Origin of the sequence: Bradyrhizobium sp. 35, assembly GCF_023073215.1 — a bacterium.
Classification (GTDB): domain Bacteria; phylum Pseudomonadota; class Alphaproteobacteria; order Rhizobiales; family Xanthobacteraceae; genus Bradyrhizobium; species Bradyrhizobium canariense_D.
Window position 1 is genome coordinate 1 of record NZ_JADPJC010000167.1, and the last position, 555, is coordinate 555.

1 protein-coding gene is annotated in these 555 nt (G+C 63.6%); it reads left to right on the top strand.

What is annotated here, in order from left to right; translation table 11 throughout:
- Nucleotides 1-24: 24 nt before the first annotated feature.
- Nucleotides 25-555 (top strand): recombinase family protein (locus IVB36_RS38580; RefSeq protein WP_346731081.1); only part of this gene is annotated, 531 nt, incomplete at its 3' end.

Sequence of the window (555 nt, forward strand, 5' to 3'; positions counted from 1 at the left end):
CTGACGGCGCTCGGGTGGTCAGAGATTGAAGTGATCGATGATGATCTCGGTCGTTCAGCCGCCGGCGGGGTACAACGCGCCGGTTTCGAGCGGATGGTAGCGGAGGTTTGCCTCGGTAAGGTTGGCGCGGTTTGCGCCCGCGAGGTCTCGCGCTTCGCTCCCAACAGCCGGGATTGGCAGCAACTCATCGAGATGTGTCGTGTGGTCGATACCGTCCTGGTCGATCAGGAGACGATCTATGCACCGAGGCACGGTAACGACCGCCTGCTGCTCGGGCTCAAGGGCAGCCTCAACGAGTACGAGCTGGATCTGTTGCGCCAGCGCTCGCTCTCGGCCCGCTACGAGAAGGCGCGCCGGGGCGAGTTGGTTGTGGCGGCGCCCGTCGGCTTCGTGAAGGCCGGCGACCATTATGAGAAAGATCCGGATCGGCGTGTCCAGGAAGCGATCAAGCTGGTGTTCGACAAGGTCGAGGAACTGGGCAGCGCGCGACAGGCGCTCTGCTGGCTCCACGAGTACAATCTCGATCTGCCGGTGAAGCAGACCAGCGGCGACACG